Below are 17,854 nucleotides of genomic sequence, written 5' to 3'. Positions count from 1 at the left end.
CCGGGCAGGCGTCGGCGCAGGCACCGCAGTCGATACACGTCGCCGGGTCGACATGGAGCATCTCCGTGCTGCCGAACTCCCGTTCCTCGGGCGTCGGGTGGATGCAGTTGACGGGGCACACGGCGACACAGGCGCGAGCGGGTCGACTGGTCACGCCCCCCGGCAGCGGGTCGGCGCATCGTCTTCCGCTTTCACTCCGCGCCCGTGGAAGTGCTCGGCGAAGACAGCGTCGAAGCCGTGCGCGTGACGGCAGCGGCAGCGGCAGCGGCAGCGGCAGCGGCAGGCGAGCAGGACATACCCGCCGGCCTTCTCCTGCGGGCGGTCGGCTACCGCGGAGTTCCGGTGCCGGGCCTGCCTTTCGACGACGTGACCGGCACCGTGCCGCACAAGGACGGCCGGGTGACGGGCACGCCCGGCACGTACGTGGTCGGCTGGATCAAACGCGGGCCCTCGGGAGGCATCGGAGCCAACCGCACCTGCGCGGCCGAAACCGTCGGCGCTCTCCTGGCCGATGCCGTCGCGGGCGTGCTTCCCTCGCCCGCGCACACGTCCAAGGCCTTCCAACGCCTCGCCCGGCAGCGCTGCCGCCATGTCGTCAACGCCCGGGGACTGGCCGCCATCGACCGTGCCGAGCTGGCACGCGGTCGCGCCCTCGGCCGCCCGCGCGTCAAACTCGGCACCGTGCCCGCGCTGATCGCGGCGGCGAAGGGCGGGCGTCGGCGATCGTCCGGCTGACGCTGTTACGGGGACAGCGGGAACAGGCGGGCCAGTTCGTCGGCGAGGCCGTGAGCTGCGCTCGCCAGGGTGTCCGGAGACGTGCCGCCGAACGGTTCGCGAAGGCGGGAACCCCGCGCATCCCACACCGCTCGGGAGCAGCCGGAACGCACCAGTGGGTCCACGACGCACTCACGCACCGGCCAGGAACGGTACAGCTCGGTCATCGAAACCTGCCTGTGACGGTGAGGGACGGTGGAAGTGAGGGAAGCGGGTGCGAAGTCGGGGCTTCCCTCACATTCAATCCGCTGCGGGAGGAATTGAGGGCGTGAGGCGCTCAGCTCTGCGGGCGTACGGAATCAGCACGGTTCAGCTACGGAAGCTGCGCGTGGAGAGGGAACGGGACCGCGCGAGAGGCCGTCCGGTCAGTTCTGGACGGCACAGACCGCGCCGGCCTGTCGACAGAGGTCGACGTGCCTGCGGGAGGTGAGGCGCATGTCCGGGTTCACGACGGCAAATATGACAGCGGCTTCGCCGGGCGGTCAACCCGGCCTGTCCGGATCTTGGCACGCAACGCATTCCTGCCCCTCCGTCCGGCTACCGGCCGAAGGTCGCCAAAGGGCTCTTGAACAGCGGGTCCAGTAGAATTGTGCCCGCTGCGACGGGCAGGACGGCCGTCCCGGCATGCGGACTGACGATCCGTTCGGGGTCCCCGCAGACGTGGGACAGATCGATCGCCGCACCCCGGATCTCCTCGAGGTAGTCGGGATTGACCAGGCTGGAGTGTTCGGTGACAACCACCAGGTCGGGGTTGAGGACATCGAGCAGCAGGGCCGTCGCACGACCGACCGCCCGGGCCCGCTCGCGCAGCAGCCGGTCCGCGCGCCGGTCCCCGGCGGCCGCCGCGTCCACCACGAGGTGCACATCGGGTTCGGGCACGATCCCGCGCCGCACGGCGGTCAGCCCGACGGCTGTGTTGGAGGCCGTCGCCTCCAGGCAGCCGGACCGCCCGCAGGGGCAGACGGCCGTGGAATCCGGTACGGGCAGGTGCGCCACGTCCCCCGCACCGGACCCCGGCCCCTGATGGACGACCCCGGCGATGCCCAGGGCGGCGTCGACCACATTGCCGACGAAGAGATGGACCAGGCTGCGGCGCGCCGCGGGCCGGCCGAAGAGGATCTCGGACTGCGCGATGGCCCGGGCGTGGTTGTCCATGCGCACCTCAAGTCCGCCCAGTCCACGGGCGAGTTCAAGACCCAGCGGGCGCTGGTGCCAGCCCAGCGCGTCATGCCGCACGACCGTACCCAGGCCTGGATCCACCCAGCCGCCGAGTGCCGCGCCGACCCCCAGCAGACGACGGCCCCGGCCGGCGTCGGCGAGAAACGTGCGCAGGCCGCCGAGGATCCGGTGCGACAGATCCCCGGGGGCGATGCCGTCGTGCGAGAGCGTGCTGCGGGCCAGCAGCCTGCCTCGTAGGTCGAGCAGTCCGAACGTCGATGCGGGCACGCCGATGTGGACACCACCCGCCACCGGCCCTTCGGTCTCCCCGGTATGGAGGTCGACCGGGATCTGTGGTCTGCCCACACCGATGCTCTCGACCAGTTCGGGAAGCTCCCTCACCAGGCCGAGACGTACCAGGTCGGTGCACTGACGTGAGACGGCGGCCGGACTGAGACCGGAGAGTTCGGCAATCGTCCTGCGGGCGACAGGCCCGTGATCCAGCACGGCGCGCAGCACCGTGGCGGCGTTGGCCTCGCGCCGGCCGTCACCGGTCGTCCTGGAGATGTGAGGCGCTGCTGTCATGGGGACCTCCTTCGGTCCTGCGACACGGGGCGGTCGCAACGTTACGGCGGCGTGAAATCGCGCCGGGGCCTGTGCCCGGTGCCGCGGCAGGGTGCGCGACACCTACAGAACGGCCCGAAAAACGGCTGCTCAGAGACGGTTTGACGAGGCGTTGCCGGAGGGGGAACCGGTCTCACGCAAGCGCCGATTCAACCACTGCCGCACACCGTTCGGGGAGTGGATGTGTGCTTGACGTACGCCGCAGGCCACTGGAAGTCTCCGAGGCATGTTCGCGACGGCCGTTCCCGCTGCGCGGCCCGCCCACGCCGGCCGCGCCACAGTGCCCCAGGCGTGTCCGGGTCGCTGTACCGCCGTCTGACCTGCCGCTCCGGCCCCGTACGTCCGGCGACTCGGTCCCGCTTCCCCCCATCACCCGTATCGAACCGCGTCCTTGCCGGGCGTCTCGCTCCGTTCAATTAATTCCTCTCCAAGATTAACCAATGATTGATCTCGGCATCCGAAGGGAAATCCCGTTATGTCCTCGGCAACCACCGCCCCCGCGTCCACCGTCACCGTCCAGAAGGTCGGCGGCCGGCTCGGCGCCGTCATCTCCGGGGTGCGCCTCGGCGGCGATCTCGACCCCGCGACCGTCGCAGCGGTCCGGGCCGCGATACTGGCCAACAAGGTCGTCTTCTTCCGCGGCCAGGACCACCTGGACGAGGACAGCCACGAGGCGTTCGGCCGGCTGCTCGGTACCCCGGTCGCCCACCCCACCGTTCCCTCCGCCGACGGCCGCTACTCGCTCGGCATCACCTCCGACCGCGGCACCCGGGCCAACCAGTGGCACACCGACGTCACGTTCGTGCCCGCCTATCCGGCGTTCTCGATCCTGCGCGCCGTAGTCATCCCTCCGTACGGCGGCAACACCCTGTGGTCCAACACCGCGGCCGCCTATGCCGGGTTGCCCGAGCCGATTCGCGTACTCGCCGACAGCCTGCGCGCGGTCCACTCGAACGACTACGACTACGCGGCCCTGCGCCCCAACGCTCGGCCCGAGGCACTGGCCCAGTACCGCGAGGTGTTCACGTCCATCAAGTTCCTCACCGAGCACCCGGTGGTGCGCGTCCACCCCGAGACCGGCGAGCGCGTCCTGCTCCTCGGCAACTTCGTCCAGCGCATCAGCGGACTGACCGGCCGGGACTCACGGGCCCTGCTCGACCTGTTCCAGTCGCACATCGAGCGCCCGGAGAACACCGTGCGCTGGCAGTGGCAGACCGGCGACGTCGCCATCTGGGACAACCGGGCCACGCAGCACTACGGCGTGGACGACTCCGACGCGCACGAGCGCAAGCTCCGCCGCGTCACCATCGACGGTGACATCCCGGTCGGTGTCGACGGGCGCTCGTCCACCCTCATCAGCCCCGAAGAGGTGCCCGACCCTGCATTCGGCATCGCCTCCGGCGCCTCGGAAGACCCGGTGGCACAGAAGGCCGGCGCGTGAGCGTGTCCGGCCCGTACGGCGACGTACGCAGCCGGGCGGGCGGTGCCACGGCGCCGCCCGCCCGGGTGGGACCGCAGGCAGACATCGCGCCGGCTCAACCGCTGAACCGGCGTGCCAGGTAGTCGGCCGTCAGGCTCCCGCCCGCCCGGGCCACATCCGCCGGCCGCCCGGAGGCGACCACCCGGCCACCCGCATCGCCGCCTCCGGGCCCGAGGTCGAGCATCCAGTCGGCTCCGGCGACCACTCCCATCTCGTGCTCGACCACGAACACCGAGTGGCCCGCGTCGACAAGTCCGTGCAGCTGCGCCATCAGCAGCTCGACATCGGCCGGATGCAGTCCTGTTGTCGGCTCGTCCAGCACATACACCGTGTGTCCGCCACGGCTCCGCTGGAGCTCCGAAGCGAGCTTGATCCGCTGTGCCTCGCCGCCCGACAGCTCGGTGGCGGGCTGCCCCAGCCGCAGATATCCCAGGCCCACCTCCCGCAGCGTGCGCAGGCTCCGTGCCGCCTGCGGGACATCGGCGAAGAACTCCGCAGCCGCATCCACCGTCATGCCCAGCACCTCTGCGACGTTGCGCCCGCGATAACGGACCTGCAGGGTCTCCTCGTTGTAGCGGGCGCCACGGCATTGCGGGCACGGCGCATAGGTACCGGGCAGGAAGAGCAGCTCCACGGCCACCATGCCCTCGCCCTGGCAGGTCTCGCACCGGCCCCCGGCGACGTTGAACGAGAACCGTCCCGCGTGGTAGCTGCGCTGCCTCGCATCGTCGGTGGCCGCGAAGAGCTTGCGTACGGAGTCGAACAGGCCGGTGTAGGTGGCCAGGTTGGAGCGCGGCGTACGACCGATGGGTTTCTGGTCCACCTGCACCAGGCGGTCCACGCTCTCCACCCCCGCGGCAACGAAGCCCGCGCCGGCCCCGGCGCGCTCCGTCTCTCCTGCGTCGCCGGCATCGCCGGCGTTGTCCGGCGGGACTTCCGCGCCCAGATGCTCGGCGAGGACCCCGGCGAGCACCTGCGCGATCAGCGTCGACTTTCCCGACCCCGAAACGCCGGTGACAGCGGCGAACACCCCCAGGGGCAGTTCGACGTCCAGGTCCCGCAGGTTGTGCCGGTTGATGCCCCGCAGGTGGAGCCAGGCCGACGGCTCTCGCGGAGTACGTCCGGCCGCGGGGTCGGGACCCGAGGCGAACAGGAACCGGCGGGTGGCCGACTCGGCAACGGATGCCAGCCCGTCCACCGGGCCGCTGTGCAGGACCCGGCCGCCGAGCTCGCCCGCGTGCGGTCCGACGTCGACGATCCAGTCCGCCCTGCGGGCCACGTCCATGTCGTGCTCGACGACGTACACCGAGTTGCCTGCCTCCTTCAGCCGTACCAGCACCGTCAGCAGGGCCTCGGTGTCCGCCGGGTGCAGCCCCGCCGACGGCTCGTCCAGGACGTACACCACCCCGAACAGGCCCGATCGCAACTGGGTGGCCAGGCGCAGCCGTTGCAGTTCCCCGGGTGAGAGTGACGGCGTCGTACGGTCCAGACTCAGATAGCCCAGGCCCAGTTCGGTGATCACCGCGATACGCGCGACGAGGTCGGTGCACAGCGTTTCGGCGACCTGCCGCTGTGGCCCCTCGGGGAATTCACCGGCCTCGCCCCGGGCCACGGGCCGCAGCACTTCGGCCAGAGCGGCGAGCGACATCGCGTTGAGCCGGGCGATCGTCCGCCCGGCGAAGGTGACAGCCAATGACTCAGGGCGGAGCCTGCTGCCACCGCAGTCCGGACAGGCCGAGCTCTCCAGGTACCGTTCGGCGCGGGTGCGCAGTGTCTGGCTCTTGGAGTCGGCGAAGGTGTGCATCACGTAGCGCCGGGCGCTCTGGAAGGTGCCCTGGTACGAGCGCTGGATCCGGCCCGCCTCCCGCACCGGATCAACGGTCACGACCGGCTGCTCGTCCGTGAACAGGATCCACTCCCGTTCCCTGCGCGGCAGCTCCCGCCAGGGCAGGTCGATGTCGTAGCCGAGGGTTCGCGTCACATCCCGCAGATTCTTGCCGTGCCAGGCACCCGGCCACGCCGCGATGGCCCCCTCCCCGATGCTCAGCGACGGGTCCGGGACCAGCAGTTCCTCGGTCGTGCGATGCACCCTGCCCAGGCCGTGACACCCCGGGCACGCGCCGGCTGCCGTGTTCGGGGAGAAGGCATCGGAATCCACCGGCTCGGCGCCCGGAGGATAGGTGCCCGCGCGGGAGAAGAGCATCCGCAGCGTGTTCGACAACGTCGTCACGGTGCCGACGTACGAGCGGGACGTCGCCGAACCCCGTCGCTGTTCCAGTGCGACGGCCGGCGGCAGCCCGAGGATGTCGTCCACCGCGGGCACTCCCACCTGGTGGATCAGCCGGCGCGCGTACGGGGCGACCGACTCGAAGTACCGGCGCTGCGCCTCCGCGTAGATCGTGCCGAACGCCAACGACGACTTGCCCGACCCGGAGACTCCGGTGAAGACGGCCAGGACGTCCCGCGGGATGTCCACGTCGACGTTCCGCAGGTTGTGCTCGCGGGCGCCGCGCACCCGCACGTACGGGTCATCGGCGGGGCTGCTCATAACTCTCCGGACGGCATCGGGGAAGGGCGGGCACGCCGCCGCCCGACGCTCCGCCCAGGCGCCTCTCCCCCGCAGGCCATCCGCCTGGTGCCGAGAATATGGCCTCGCTGCGTCTCCTCCATCAGTGTGCGCTCGCCGCTGCTGATCCGCAGTCCGCGCTCCCTCGTCGCCTCGTCCCCATCCCCATCTCCATCCCCATCCCATCCCCGTCCCCGGGAGGGAACGAGCTCCGCAGGGCGATGGCCCGGCCTTTGTTAGCACCTCGTTGCGGTCGTGTGGCACCTCACCCGAAAAGATCGACACGGCACCTGGGGCCCCGCATCGTGTTAAGCGCTTACTACCTTCCGCTTCTGCCCTCGCGAACCCTGCACCCCGCACCCCCGCACCGAAGGAGTACCGATCGTCATGCACGCCATCCGTTCCGGATACCGAAGAATCGCCGCGGTGAGCGCCGCAGCGGTCCTCGCCGGACTCCTGTCGGTCCCGGCCGCAGCCGCATCCGGCCACAACGGCTCCCCGGAGCCCCGCCGCATCCTGGAGAATCTCGACCGGGGACTCGTCGCCGTCCCGTCCGGGAAGGGAACCTTCCTCAGTTGGCGGCTGCTGGGCACCGAATACGGCTCCGCCGTGGCGTTCAATGTCTACAAGGCCGGAAAGCGGCTCAACCGCAGGCCCGTCACCGAGTCCACCACGTACCAGGACAACAGCAGGGGTGGTGGTACGTACACGGTGCGCGCGGTCGTGGACGGCGGGGAGCAGCAGGCCGGCACCCCCGCCCTTTCCTTCGCCGAGGGCTACGCCGAGATACCGCTCTCCGGCGCCGACGGCTACACGGTGCAGCACGCATGGCCGGGTGACCTCGACGGCGACGGCCGTTACGAACTGGTCGTCAGCCGCCTCTCCGGTACCCGGGACAAGCCTGACCTGCTCGAGGCGTACACCCTCACCGGCCGGCGGCTGTGGCGCGTCGACCAGGGGCCCGGCTCGTACACCCAGGTCGCGGGCAATGGCGCCAACGACCCCGCGCCCGCAGCGATCAGCGGGTCGACCGCCATCGGTGGCTACCGCAACGACGACAACGTCACCGTCTACGACCTGGACAGCGACGGCAGGGCCGAGGTCCTCGTCCACACCGCGGACGGCACCACGTTCGCCGACGGTGCGCAAGTCGAAGCCGATTCACCCGCGCAGCAGTTCATCTCGGTCATCGACGGCGAGAGCGGAACGGAACGCACCCGGCAGCCCGTCCCCGAGGACTTCACCGCGGACGGCCCCTCCGGAGGCCAGTTCGGCGTCGCCTACCTGGACGGGGTGCACCCCAGCCTGGTGACCAAGCTGGTCACCCGGGTCGGCGCCAAGCGCGGTGCCTTCCGTACCCTCTTCCAGACCTGGGACTTCGACGGCCGCGAACTGAGCAGCCGCTGGAAGTACGTGGCCACTTCGCAGAGCGGCGCCACGAGCTTCCACCAGATCCGGGTCGTTGACGTCGACCAGGACGGCAAGGACGAGATCGCCGACGGCAATTACGTGGTCAACAGCGGGGGAACGCTGCGCTATGTCGTCGACGGCGCGGGCCACGGAGACCGATTCCATATCGCGGACCTCGACCCCGACCGCCCGGGACTCGAAGGGTTCGCGATCCAGCAGTCCGAGCTCGGTGTGGTGTCCGCGTTCCCCTGGTACTACTACGACGCCGGGACCGGCGAGCGCCTGACCACCGGCGCCCACCCCGAGAACCCGGCCGGTGAGGCGGACCTCGATGTCGGCCGCGGTACCGCCGCCGATATCGACCCCCGCCACCGAGGCCTCGAGTACTGGACCTCCACCGCCGACGTGACCGCGTCCGGCTCGGGCGTTCGCAACGTCCGGGACGGCAAGGTCTCCACGACCACTCCCAGCGTCAACTTCCGTATCTGGTGGGACGGGGACAAGGGCGCCGAGCTCCTCGACAGCACCCACGTCGAGAAGTGGAACCCGAGGTCCGAGACGTCCGCCAGAATCTTCGATCCGTCCGGTGTCGTTGCCGGAGCCCGCAACGCGACGCCCTTCTACGGCGACATCCTGGGCGACTGGCGTGAGGAGATCCTCGCCGAGACCGAAGACCACACCGCTCTTCGTCTCTACACCACCACCGAGCCCACCCGCACCCGGCTCTACACGCTCGCCCACAACCCCGCGTACCGGCTCGGCTGGACGGTACGCGGGTACCTCCAGTCGACCTTCACCGACTACTGTCTCGGCTTCGACTCCAGGAACCCGCCCAAGCCCGCTGTCCGTACGGACACCGGCCCCGACCGCGCCTGGACCCGCATCGCCGGCGACTCCTTCCGCTCCGGAACGGGCCGGTGGCGCTCCGAGCTCCAGGACGGTGGCTCGGTGACAGCCGCGGACGGAATCCTGGACATCGACGTTCCCAGCGGTGCGACCGTCTGGTTCGGGCAGAGGCTGAAGGGCCGGTACGAGCTCGAGTACACCGCGACGCCGGTCTCCCAGGGCGGTCCCAACGACCGGGTGTCGGATCTGAACAACTTCTGGAACGCCACAGATGTGCGCTCCCCCCACGACCTCTTCGCGACCGTGAGGGAGGGCCGGCTCGACGAGTACAACTACCTTCGGACGTACTACGTCGGATACGGGGCGAACGGCAACACCACCACCCGGCTGCGGCGTTACGTAGGAGATCCGGACAACCGCCCGCTGCTGTACGACTACACACAACCGCTGCTGACAGCGAACGAGCCCAACCGGGTCAGGATCGTCTCCGACGGCTCGAAGGTCCAGTGGTGGAACAACGGTCAGCTGGTCTTCGACCACCGCGACCCGGAGGCGTACACCAGTGGGTACTTCGCCTTCCGCACCGTCACCAGTCACTTCCGGATCAGTGACTTCACCGTGTGGCGCCCGCCGGCCCGTACCTGATCAGTGGGCCCAACCCTGCGGGAGAGGCGAGGACTGCCCCTCGGACCGCGGCAGGAAACAGGAACCGCACATCCGCAAGCTGTTCCGACAACTCCCGCAGGCGGCGGCCGGTTTCGGGATCGGCGGCCGCAGAGGACAGCTGTACGCGCGTCGGTCCTCCGGTCCCCGCAGAGGGCCGCCGGGACGGCGCTGACCGCCTTCGATGCCCTGCAGCGATGACGGCCAAGACCCCGACGAACTACTCGTCGGGGTCTTCGCCGTCATCACCCCATCGCTGGGAACCGCCGAAAGGCCCTAGCCGGCGTCCGCGCCGGGCCTGTACGCCGGGCGCGGAGGCCGGAGCGTCAGGCCTTCACCGTGGCCTGCTCCTCGACAGCGGTCCCGTCGGCCTTCTTGCCGAGAACAGCCGTACGGGCGGCCGGAATGACCGTCGCGATGACAGCAGCCACCAGAGCGACGCCGCCTCCGATGATCAGGCCGGCGCGGAAGCCGCTCTCCGAGGTGAGGCTGAAGCCGCCCATGGTGATGTTCATCTGGGACAGGACCACTCCGACCACCGCGGCACCGATCGAGGTTCCGAGGGATCGCATGAGCGTGTTGAAGCCGTTCGCGGCAGCGGTCTCGGAGAGCGGCACCGAGCTCATGATCAGCGCGGGCATCGAACCGTAGGCAAGGCCCACACCACCGTTGATGACCATGCAGACGAGCATCAGGCCCCAGGCGGAACCCATCAGGACCAGCGAGAGGCCATAGCCCGCGGCGATGACCAGGGCACCGCAGATCAGCGTGAACTTCGGACCGCGGGCGTCGGTGAGCTTTCCACCGAAGGGGGAGACGAGCATCATCATGATGCCACCGGGCGCCATCCACAGGCCTGCGGCAAGCATCGACTGACCCAGGCCGTAACCGGTGGCATCGGGGAACTGCAGCAGCTGAGGAATGATCAGCATGCTGGCGTACATACCGAACCCGATGAAGACCGAGGCGAGGTTGGTGAGCAGGACCCGGGGCCGGGCCGTGGTGCGCAGGTCGACCAGCGGATCCCGGGTGCGGGTCTCCCAGAAGCCCCAGGCCAGCAGGACCACGACGGAGGTGGTGAACAGGCCGAGCGTCGCTGTCGAGCCCCAGCCCCACTCGGCGCCCTTGGAGACGGCGAGCAGGAGGCAGACCAGTCCCACACCGAGACCGATCGCGCCGGGCGCGTCGAAGCGCTGGCCCTTGGCGCCGGCCGGAATGTCCGGGATCATGAACCAGATCAGTGCGGCGATCGCCACGGCGAGCACGGCCGAACCCCAGAAGAGCACCCGCCAGCTCGTGTACTGGGCGACCGCTGCGGAGATCGGCAGGCCGAGACCGCCCCCGATGCCCATGGAGGCACTGACGAGCGCAATGGAGGAGCTGAGCTTCTCCGCGGGGACCACGTCACGCAGCAGGGCGATACCGAGGGGCACCATGCCCATCCCCATGCCCTGCAGACCGCGCCCGACGATCATGGGGACGACGGAGGACGCGAGCGCGCACACCACCGACCCCACGATGAGGGGCACGGAACACGCGAGCAGCATCCTGCGCTTGCCCAGCAGGTCACCGAGCCGTCCGGTGACGGGCACGCACACTGCCGCCACCAGCAGGGTGACGGTGATCACCCAGGCACTGTTCGCGGACGAGGTGTGCAGGATCTGGGGCAGTTCCGCGATCAGGGGCGTGACCAGCGTCTGCATGATCGCCGCCGTGGTGCCGGCGAAAGCCAGCGTGGCGACCACGGCGCCTGCGCGGGCCGAGGGCTGGGGGGCTTCCATAGTGAAATTCCTCGCATATCTGTCGGGTTGCAATATGCATCGTACACATCGAATGTATTGCCCACATCATATGGGTGATGCACATTGCCGTGCGACACTGGAACCCCGGCCGCCGCGAACCGCAACGTGCCGGCCAGGCAGAAGTGCAGGAGGCAGCACGCGCATGAGCAGGCCGACGTACGAGGTCGAGTACGAGCAGATGCTGCTCAGCCGCCACGGTCTCCTGCAGCACAGAGACGGGCGCACCAAGGACGGCGGACTGGAGCGCAGCGCCTACATCCTGCTCAGCCGGCTTCGCGTCCAGGGGCCGATGTCGATCGGCGAGCTGAGCGACGCCTTCGGGCTCGACGCCTCCACCCTCAACCGGCAGACCGCTGCCGTGATGCACACGGGACTGGCGGAGCGCATCCCCGACCCCGCGGGCGGCATGGCCCGCAAGTTCCGCATCACCGACAAGGGCGCCCGCCTGCTCGACGAAGAACGTGAGCGCACCGTCCGCTCGCTGGGACGGGTCATGGCCGACTGGCCGGAGCAGGACATTGCCGCCTTCGCCGCTTACCTCAAGCGGTTCAACACCGGCATCGAGCGGCTCGGCGGGCGGCCCTGGCCGCGGCCGTGACCCGGTTCACCACCGGCCCGGACCGTCGGTGGCGGCGCTCCCGGTCACAGCGCCAGGAGCCTTCTCATGGCCGGCATCAGGCCGCCGCGGCACCCCTTGAACGATCAAAACGACGTCGGGTTAGCATATGAGCGCCTCCTAGCTCGAAAGATAAACCTGTGACTGTCAATGACGACTCGTTCACCAACTGGAAGATCCGCGAGGAGATCGCGGAATCGATGATCCCCATCATCGGGAAGCTGCACCGGGAGGGGGACGTCACCGTCCTGCTTCACAGCCGCTCCTTGGTGAACAAGTCGGTGGTCAGCCTCCTCAAGACCCACCGGTTCGCGCGCCAGATCGCCGGCGAGGAGCTCTCGGTCACCGAGACGCTGCCGTTCCTGCGGGCTCTCACCACGCTGGATCTCGGCCCTTCCCAGATCGACATCGGCATGCTCGCCGCGACGTACAAGGCCGACGACCGCGGCCTCTCGGTGGAGGAGTTCACCGCCGAGGCCGTCGCCGGCGCCACCGGTGCCAACAAGATCGAGCGCCGCGAGCCGCGCGACGTCGTCCTCTACGGGTTCGGCCGCATCGGCCGCCTCGTCGCGCGCCTGCTCATCGAGAAGGCCGGCTCCGGCAACGGCCTGCGGCTGCGCGCCATCGTCGTCCGCCAGGGCGGCGAGCAGGACATCGTCAAGCGCGCCTCGCTGCTGCGCCGCGACTCCATCCACGGCCAGTTCCAGGGCACGATCACCGTCGACGAGGCGAACAGCACGATCATCGCCAACGGCAACGAGATCAAGGTGATCTACGCCGGCGACCCGTCCGAGGTCGACTACACGGCGTACGGCATCAAGAACGCCATCCTCATCGACAACACCGGCAAGTGGCGCGACCGCGAGGGCCTGTCGAAGCACCTGCGCCCCGGCATCGACAAGGTCGTCCTGACCGCGCCGGGCAAGGGCGACGTCCCCAACATCGTGCACGGCGTCAACCACGACACGATCAAGCCCGACGAGCAGATCCTGTCCTGTGCGTCCTGCACCACCAACGCGATCGTCCCGCCGCTGAAGGCGATGGCGGACGAGTACGGCGTGCTGCGCGGCCACGTGGAGACCGTCCACTCGTTCACCAACGACCAGAACCTGCTGGACAACTACCACCCGTCGGACCGCCGCGGCCGCTCGGCGCCGCTCAACATGGTCATCACCGAGACGGGCGCCGCCTCCGCCGTCGCCAAGGCGCTGCCCGACCTCGACGCGCCGATCACCGGAAGCTCCATCCGCGTCCCGGTGCCGGACGTATCGATCGCGATCCTCAGCCTGAGGCTCGGGCGCGAGACCACCCGTGAGGAGGTCCTCGACTACCTCCGCAACGTGTCGCTGACCTCCCCGCTCAAGCGCCAGATCGACTTCACCACCGCCCCCGACGCGGTCTCGAGCGACTTCATCGGCTCGCGCCACGCCTCGATCGTCGACGCCGGTGCCACGAAGGTCGAGGGCGACAACGCGATCCTCTACCTCTGGTACGACAACGAGTTCGGCTACTCCTGCCAGGTCATCCGCGTGGTTCAGCACGTGTCCGGTGTGGAGTACCCGACCTACCCGGCGCCGGCTGTCTGACCGCGGCGGATCGTCCGGTCCGTTCCGGTGCCCCGGCGGACGGCGGTGTGGGAGAGCAACCGATCCGGTTGCTCTCCCACAGCCCTGCCCGCCCCGGCAGAACATCGCGTCGGACCACGGCCGGCACAGCTAAGGGCTGTCTCCGTGCCAGTGGAACCGGCGCCGCTCCGCTGCCCTCGGGGCGTACAGGGCGCGGCCGCCCGGACCGTAGCGGCCGATCTCCGTGGGCAGAGCGACGCTTTCATGACGGGCCGGGTCGGGCCAGTCGGTGACATCCAGGAGAAGGCCGTCCAACGGTCCGCCGACCAGCTCCACATACAAACGGCCCGGAAGCGGCCCCGCCTCCTCGTGGTCCGCTCCGTAGACCCTGCCGCGCATGAACTCCAGCTCATCCATAAGGGCAGCATCGCAGTCGGCACTGACAGCGACTGCTCGTGTTCCGCCGTTCGCCCTGCGCGAGGCAGGTCAGCTGTGATGCTCCGCAATCCCGCCCGTCCGCCCGGTGAAGAACCTGTCCTGACCCCGCCCGGGACCGCCTGACGCCCGCCGGCTCCCGACACCCCTCAGTCCTCCGGCAGCACCCCCGGGACAAGAAGGATGCGCAGACCCGCCCGTACGACGTCCCAGTCGGTACCGGGCTCGCGGTCACGTGCGCGCTGCAGCCACGTGGCTCGGTCCCGGTGTTCACGACGCAACTGCTCCATGTCCAGTTCGACCCCGGGCGGGGGGCCTGACTCCTCAAGCCGGCCGATGCGCTGATCCATCGCGGAGAACAGCGCCCGGTCCAGTTCGCTCACCGCCGCAAGGAACTCGCTCGTCGGCATGGTCACCCGACCCGCCTGCGGGCCGACGAACTCGATCACGCCCTCCGGGTCCGCCTGGTGCTCCCAGGCGACGGTCACGGTGTCGTCCTTGCCGACGACGGTACGCCGACAGCGGATGTGCGGGGCGACGCGCAGGTAGTCCGTGTACAGGTATCCGGCACTGTGCCAGTACATGGCGGCCTCGGCCTCCGGCGCGTCCTGCCATTCCCAGTCCGGCGAGATGTCGGCCGCAACGTCCGCCAAGTCGGGCGGCACCGGCTCCATCGCCCCCGACACGAGGGCGATGACGTCCTCCCACAGCCGGACGACGAAGTACTCCACGTACGGGTGTCGCGGCTCGGTGCCGGTATCGCTCCGCAGTTCCTGCACACTGCGCGCGGAGTAGCGCAGCACTTCATGACCCCCGAGGTCGATGCAGTACCAGCCGTCTGTCAGCCCGAACCAGTGAAGTACGGGACGCTCACCGCCCCAGGGCGTGAGCGTCTCCAACGGAGCCAGTCCGAAACGGAATCGAATCGCAGGTTCATGGTGGGTCACCGGCCCAGTGTCCCAGTTCGATCAACAGCCTTTGTATGACCCGGGCGTGCCTCCGACCCAGGTGGTCACCCGGCGCTCGCCCTGTACTGGGTGACCGCGCGCCACTCCTCCTCGAGGATGCTGAACATCTCGGAGTCCCGCCAGCCGTCCCGGATCAGCACGGTGTGACGATGACGTCCTTCCCATGTCATGCCCAGTTTGCGGAGCACCTGAGCCGACCCAGGATTTTGCGGGTCGCACGTGGCACGGATGCGGTGGAGGCCGAGATCCTCGAACCCCCACGCGAGCAGGTGCTTGCCGATCGCCGTTCCGATGCCCTGGCCCCGGACCCGGGGGTGCACGACATAGGTGATCTCGCCCTGACGGTGTCCTCGGCTCCGGACATGGAGCTCACCCATGCCGACCACTTCGTCCTCGACACGCGCCATATAGGAAAACCGATGCTGAGGGCGGTGCGACTGCGCCTCGACCGCAGCCGTGACGAAGACGCGCGTCTGCTCCTCGGTGTTCGGACCCCAGGTCTGGAAGCGGCAGACCTGGGCAAGGGAAGCCCAGGAGTGAACAGCTCGCCAGTCTGCGAGTTCGATTCTGCTCAGAGTCGGCGAATGTCGAGCCACGGAGCCGATCGTGCCAGGTGCGGTCACGCAAAAGCCATCGGTCCAGGAACTGGCACGTGGCCCGGCGCCTCAGACGACGTCGGCGGCCATCCCCGTCAGGCGCGACGATTCGTCCCACAGTGCGCGTGCCATGTTCATGTCCTGAGCACGGGCCGACGTGCGGGCGGGCGCGGGCCCTCCCCTGGTCTCGCCCAGGTGGCGGGGGCCGTAGTAGCTTCCGCCGGGCGCTGCCGGCAAGGTCGCCGCGTACAGCGTGGGCAGTGCGCCGACGGACGCCGGTTGCGTATAGAGGCGCGTCGCCCGTTCCAGTTTCGCCGCCCAGGGGCGTCCGGCCAGACGCGGGCCGGCCTGCCCGAGCTCCGTCGCGGACAGGCCGGGATGAGCCGCCAGCGCGACCAGTTGCCTGTCGGAGGCCTGGGCCCGGCGCTTGAGTTCCGCGGTGAAGAGCAGGTTGGCGAGCTTGGACTGCGCATAGGCACGCCACTTGCCGTAGCCGCGTTCGGCGTCGAGGTTGTCGAGGTCGATGTGGCCGATGCGGTGCGCCAGCGAGGAGAGGGTCACCACTCGTGAGGGGCCGCACGTCCCGAGGACGGGCAGCAGGCGGAGCGTGAGGGCGAAGTGGCCGAGGTGGTTGATGCCGAACTGCATCTCGAATCCGTCGGCCGTGTGCAGCAACGGCAGAGCCATCACGCCCGCGTTGTTCACCAGGAGGTCGAGCCGGCCGTCGACCTCCTTCGAGATGCGGTCGGCCGCCTCGGCCACCGCAGACAGGTCCGCCAGGTCGAGGCGGACGAGCCGGATGTCCGAGCCGGGAGCGGCACGGCGGACGGCGTCCAGCGCGCGCCGGCCCCGCTCGGGGTCGCGGCAGGCAAGCACCGTCCGGGCCCCGGAGCGGGCCAGAGCGAGCGCCGTCACCGCCCCGATTCCGCTGTTCGCGCCCGTGACCACCGCGGTGGTACCGGAGAGGTCGGGCATGTCGTCGAGACTCCATGAGTGCATGGCTCACACCTCCCCCGCGGGTGCCACCGCACACCCCGGATCTCTTCGGACAGCCGCTATGGGCTTTCGTTTTGGACCAGGCCGGACCAGGCCGGACCAGGGAGCGGGGTCTGGTATGTCTGCAGGGCGGAGAATTGCGGCAACGCAATGGAGTCTCGCCTGCTGAGCCCGTCCAAGCAGGACGATCAGGTAGGCGTTCATGAGGTCGGGCAAGGGTGGCTGGGTGCGCGCGACGGCCAGGACGGTCCGGCCGATGAGCGTCGTGGCGACTCGCACATGATCGACAGCGGCGTTCGGCACTGGCAGGCTGACACGATGCGGATACCCAGACAAGCAGCCAGAGTCGCAGTCCTGGATCCCACGGGGTCGGTCTTCATGTTCCGGTACGACAACGAGGAAGTCGGCGTCCACTGGGCGATGCCCGGCGGCGGTCTGGATCCGGGCGAGTCACCGCTGCAGGCGGCCGAACGCGAATTGCGTGAGGAGACCGGGTGGACCGACATCGAGGTCGACGGCACCACGCTGTGCCTGTGGGAACACGACTTCACGCGGGCTGGAGTGCCGGTTCGCCAGCACGAGCAGATCTTCCTCACGCATGCCCCTCGCCGGGATCCAGTCGGCGACCTCGCCGCTTCGCATGCCGCAGACAAGATCCTCCGATGGCGTTGGTGGTCGCCAGATGATCTGTCCGGTGATTCCGAGCCGTTGTGGCCGCCGCAGCTGCCTCAATTGCTCGCCGACGTGCGGATGGACGGTGCACCGGCGACACCCATCGACCTTGGCTATGTCCGGAGTGGGGCCGTCAGTGAGGGCTGAGCCGGAGACTCGGAAGCTGACGCAGCTGCACGCTCAGGAGATTCCGGAGCTGACTCAGGAACAGCTGCAGCAGGCCTCGGACCAGGCCGCACCACTCTTTGCGAAGTGGCCCCCCGCCGTCCGCCGGCCGCTCATCGAGCACCACGTCACGGCGGCGTGGAAGGCCGGCCTGTACGAGGACCGGAACCTCTACGACGTGGTCTCCGGCGAGCTCCGGCACGCATCGGACCTGCCCGATGTGCCGCTGATCGTGCTCACGGCCCTGGGGTACGACGCGGCGCAGGCGCATCTGTGGCCGGAAGGAGTGCTGCGCGAGATCAACGACGCCAAGACCACGCTGCACGAGCAACTGGCTTCCTCGGCCCGGCGCGGCGAGCGCCGGGTCCTGGAGAATGCCGGCCACGGCTGGCTCCACGAGGAGCGCCAGGACGCGGTGTTCCAGGCGATCACCGACCTCCTCGACAGAGCAGCGTGACGCGTGCGAGCTCGGCCAGGTGCGCGGCCAGCAGGACTGGGGCGGTTCCTGACCGCAGCCC

General features: G+C 69.4%; 15 protein-coding genes and 3 pseudogenes. 8 read left to right on the top strand and 10 right to left on the bottom strand.

The features are described 5' to 3' along the window. Window positions 1–19: 19 nt before the first annotated feature. Window positions 20–121 (bottom strand): annotated as a pseudogene (locus ACFWBQ_RS25570) (hypothetical protein); the annotation flags it as partial. 116 nt (window positions 122–237) lie between these two features. On the opposite strand from ACFWBQ_RS25570, the gene ACFWBQ_RS25565 reads away from it, so the two are divergent. Then, complete coding sequence (locus tag ACFWBQ_RS25565; protein WP_385496494.1) at window positions 238–735, top strand: hypothetical protein; 498 nt, start codon at window positions 238–240, stop codon at window positions 733–735. A gap of 5 nt (window positions 736–740) precedes the next feature. On the opposite strand, the gene ACFWBQ_RS25560 is transcribed toward ACFWBQ_RS25565, so the two are convergent. The 3 genes from ACFWBQ_RS25560 to ACFWBQ_RS25550 form a co-directional block, all read right to left on the bottom strand. Then, window positions 741–941, bottom strand: coding sequence for a hypothetical protein (locus ACFWBQ_RS25560; RefSeq protein WP_385496493.1), 201 nt, complete (start codon window positions 939–941; stop codon window positions 741–743). 198 nt (window positions 942–1,139) lie between these two features. After that, window positions 1,140–1,211 carry a putative leader peptide gene (locus ACFWBQ_RS25555; protein ID WP_385497024.1) on the bottom strand — a complete coding sequence of 24 codons (72 nt, stop codon included), beginning with the start codon at window positions 1,209–1,211 and terminating at the stop codon, window positions 1,140–1,142. A 100-nt stretch (window positions 1,212–1,311) separates the two neighbouring features. After that, a complete protein-coding gene (locus ACFWBQ_RS25550) occupies window positions 1,312–2,517 on the bottom strand; it encodes an ROK family protein (RefSeq protein ID WP_385496492.1) in 1,206 nt (401 codons plus the stop codon). A 514-nt stretch (window positions 2,518–3,031) separates the two neighbouring features. Between ACFWBQ_RS25550 and ACFWBQ_RS25545 the strand changes: the two genes are divergently transcribed. Continuing rightward, a complete protein-coding gene (locus ACFWBQ_RS25545; RefSeq protein ID WP_385496491.1) occupies window positions 3,032–3,997 on the top strand; it encodes a TauD/TfdA dioxygenase family protein in 966 nt (321 codons plus the stop codon). A 94-nt stretch (window positions 3,998–4,091) separates the two neighbouring features. Here ACFWBQ_RS25545 and ACFWBQ_RS25540 read toward each other — a convergent pair whose 3' ends face one another. After that, window positions 4,092–6,584, bottom strand: a complete 2,493-nt coding sequence (locus tag ACFWBQ_RS25540) for an ABC transporter (protein ID WP_385496490.1) — start codon at window positions 6,582–6,584, stop codon at window positions 4,092–4,094. Between the two features lie 405 nt (window positions 6,585–6,989). Here ACFWBQ_RS25540 and ACFWBQ_RS25535 point away from each other — a divergent pair. Both ACFWBQ_RS25535 and ACFWBQ_RS25530 read left to right on the top strand, forming a co-directional pair. Continuing rightward, window positions 6,990–8,840 (top strand): annotated as a pseudogene (locus ACFWBQ_RS25535) (hypothetical protein); the annotation flags it as partial. Between the two features lie 54 nt (window positions 8,841–8,894). Beyond that, window positions 8,895–9,503 (top strand): annotated as a pseudogene (locus ACFWBQ_RS25530) (DUF6250 domain-containing protein); the annotation flags it as partial. 344 nt (window positions 9,504–9,847) lie between these two features. On the opposite strand, the gene ACFWBQ_RS25525 reads toward ACFWBQ_RS25530, so the two are convergent. Beyond that, the gene (locus ACFWBQ_RS25525; RefSeq protein WP_385496489.1) at window positions 9,848–11,302 is read right to left on the bottom strand and encodes an MFS transporter; all 1,455 of its coding nucleotides are present in this window, start codon (window positions 11,300–11,302) and stop codon (window positions 9,848–9,850) included. 163 nt (window positions 11,303–11,465) lie between these two features. On the opposite strand from ACFWBQ_RS25525, the gene ACFWBQ_RS25520 reads away from it, so the two are divergent. Beyond that, a complete protein-coding gene (locus ACFWBQ_RS25520; RefSeq protein ID WP_385496488.1) occupies window positions 11,466–11,921 on the top strand; it encodes a MarR family winged helix-turn-helix transcriptional regulator in 456 nt (151 codons plus the stop codon). A 158-nt stretch (window positions 11,922–12,079) separates the two neighbouring features. Further along, complete coding sequence (locus tag ACFWBQ_RS25515) at window positions 12,080–13,525, top strand: glyceraldehyde-3-phosphate dehydrogenase (protein ID WP_385496487.1); 1,446 nt, start codon at window positions 12,080–12,082, stop codon at window positions 13,523–13,525. Window positions 13,526–13,654: 129 nt separating this feature from the next. Here the strand turns inward: ACFWBQ_RS25515 and ACFWBQ_RS25510 are convergent, their stop codons facing one another. The 4 genes from ACFWBQ_RS25510 to ACFWBQ_RS25495 all read right to left on the bottom strand — a co-directional run bounded on the left by ACFWBQ_RS25510 (window position 13,655) and on the right by ACFWBQ_RS25495 (window position 16,502). Next, a complete protein-coding gene (locus ACFWBQ_RS25510; protein ID WP_385496486.1) occupies window positions 13,655–13,921 on the bottom strand; it encodes a hypothetical protein in 267 nt (88 codons plus the stop codon). A gap of 167 nt (window positions 13,922–14,088) precedes the next feature. Beyond that, entirely contained in the window at window positions 14,089–14,886 is a 798-nt protein-coding gene (locus tag ACFWBQ_RS25505; RefSeq protein ID WP_385496485.1) for a DUF5984 family protein, read from the bottom strand. Between the two features lie 65 nt (window positions 14,887–14,951). Continuing rightward, the gene (locus ACFWBQ_RS25500) at window positions 14,952–15,503 is read right to left on the bottom strand and encodes a GNAT family N-acetyltransferase (RefSeq protein WP_385496484.1); all 552 of its coding nucleotides are present in this window, start codon (window positions 15,501–15,503) and stop codon (window positions 14,952–14,954) included. A gap of 69 nt (window positions 15,504–15,572) precedes the next feature. Continuing rightward, window positions 15,573–16,502: an oxidoreductase gene (locus tag ACFWBQ_RS25495; RefSeq protein WP_385496483.1), complete on the bottom strand. Its 930-nt coding sequence runs from the start codon at window positions 16,500–16,502 to the stop codon at window positions 15,573–15,575. 276 nt (window positions 16,503–16,778) lie between these two features. Here ACFWBQ_RS25495 and ACFWBQ_RS25490 point away from each other — a divergent pair, with 276 nt between their 5' ends. Together ACFWBQ_RS25490 and ACFWBQ_RS25485 are read left to right on the top strand one after the other, a co-directional pair. Further along, window positions 16,779–17,318: an NUDIX hydrolase gene (locus tag ACFWBQ_RS25490; RefSeq protein WP_385496482.1), complete on the top strand. Its 540-nt coding sequence runs from the start codon at window positions 16,779–16,781 to the stop codon at window positions 17,316–17,318. Then, a complete protein-coding gene (locus ACFWBQ_RS25485) occupies window positions 17,308–17,793 on the top strand; it encodes a hypothetical protein (protein ID WP_385496476.1) in 486 nt (161 codons plus the stop codon). The genes ACFWBQ_RS25490 and ACFWBQ_RS25485 overlap by 11 nt, the downstream gene beginning before the upstream one ends. The last annotated feature ends 61 nt before the right edge of the window (window positions 17,794–17,854 follow it).

The organism is Streptomyces sp. NPDC060035 (assembly GCF_042736635.1).
Classification (GTDB): Bacteria; Actinomycetota; Actinomycetes; order Streptomycetales; family Streptomycetaceae; genus Streptomyces.
Note: the sequence above shows the minus strand (reverse complement) of the source record. Positions and strands in the feature narration are given on the sequence as shown.

Coding starts and splice junctions, on each gene's coding strand:
- ACFWBQ_RS25520 (WP_385496488.1), top strand. CDS start 11,466: ATGAGCAGGCCGACGTACGAGGTCGAGTACGAGCAGATGCTGCTCAGC.
- ACFWBQ_RS25560 (WP_385496493.1), bottom strand. CDS start 941: ATGACCGAGCTGTACCGTTCCTGGCCGGTGCGTGAGTGCGTCGTGGAC.
- ACFWBQ_RS25545 (WP_385496491.1), top strand. CDS start 3,032: ATGTCCTCGGCAACCACCGCCCCCGCGTCCACCGTCACCGTCCAGAAG.
- ACFWBQ_RS25510 (WP_385496486.1), bottom strand. CDS start 13,921: ATGGATGAGCTGGAGTTCATGCGCGGCAGGGTCTACGGAGCGGACCAC.
- ACFWBQ_RS25495 (WP_385496483.1), bottom strand. CDS start 16,502: ATGCACTCATGGAGTCTCGACGACATGCCCGACCTCTCCGGTACCACC.
- ACFWBQ_RS25525 (WP_385496489.1), bottom strand. CDS start 11,302: ATGGAAGCCCCCCAGCCCTCGGCCCGCGCAGGCGCCGTGGTCGCCACG.
- ACFWBQ_RS25490 (WP_385496482.1), top strand. CDS start 16,779: ATGATCGACAGCGGCGTTCGGCACTGGCAGGCTGACACGATGCGGATA.
- ACFWBQ_RS25550 (WP_385496492.1), bottom strand. CDS start 2,517: ATGACAGCAGCGCCTCACATCTCCAGGACGACCGGTGACGGCCGGCGC.
- ACFWBQ_RS25540 (WP_385496490.1), bottom strand. CDS start 6,584: ATGAGCAGCCCCGCCGATGACCCGTACGTGCGGGTGCGCGGCGCCCGC.